At 39.9% G+C, this 918-nt stretch carries 1 protein-coding gene; it reads right to left on the reverse strand.

Annotated features, from left to right (window positions below):
- A partial coding sequence (locus Q1A47_RS20495) for an IS4 family transposase (RefSeq protein WP_299632745.1) occupies positions 1-918 on the reverse strand: 918 nt, incomplete at both ends.

Below are 918 nucleotides of genomic sequence, written 5' to 3' on the forward strand. Positions count from 1 at the left end.
ATCTCCACTTGCCAACGCAAGGAATAGATAGGATACAAGGTTTGCTCATCCATTTCTTCTTGTGTTATATTGGTAGCAAGAATTTGGATATGATTCTTCTTGTTGGCGGATTGGGTATGCCCCCCTTTCCGTCTTCTTTCTTTTAAATAGGTATCTCTCTGTTTTTGTTGCTCTTCGGTTAATCGTTGTACGACTACACGTGCATGAAATGTATTTTTTCCCTTAACACCTAATTGAATGAACCCATAATCCTGTATCTCTCCTGGAGCTAGATGCATGGCATCTTCTTCAGGCTTTATTTGGATTCTTCGTTGCTTGTCATCCAATGTCCAATAGGTCATATTGGCAGGAACACGAGTAATATAATAGGCTCCTGCTCGATCTATTTTTTTAAAGTGATCTCCTGAGAAATAGCCGAGGTCACGCAAGATAAGGTCCTCTTCTCCTATTGTATCTGCCAATTCTTCAGCTGCATCGTGATCACTGTCTCTTGGTCCATAGAACAACGTATGCAAAAAATTCCCTTGATACAGCTCATATTCTAATTGTATTTTCACTCCATCCCAATAACTCGCGGTGTTCTTTTTTACTTGAAAGGATGTGCCATCCAAGATACGGATCCGAGAAAAAGGATAATCAGATGGAGATGGTAACGATAACATCTGTTGTTTTTCCGCTAACCGCATAAAAACTTGTTTTAAAAAAGCCACTCCTTTCTCGTCTAATCGTTGATGTAAGGCTTGTTTAGATATGGATATTTCTGATTCACGAGAAAGGGAGGCACAGAGCTGTCCTAGCCCCTCCGTACCAACTTTTTCATGTAAGAAGGCACATATACTTAAGAAATCTTCCGGCATTATCTTCTTCAATCGTTGTACAAAACCTGATTCTCGAGCAACATTGCGAAGTTCAGAAATA

It is taken from the genome of uncultured Virgibacillus sp. (assembly GCF_947495635.1).
In the GTDB taxonomy this organism is placed as follows: Bacteria; Bacillota; Bacilli; order Bacillales; family Amphibacillaceae; genus Virgibacillus; species Virgibacillus salarius.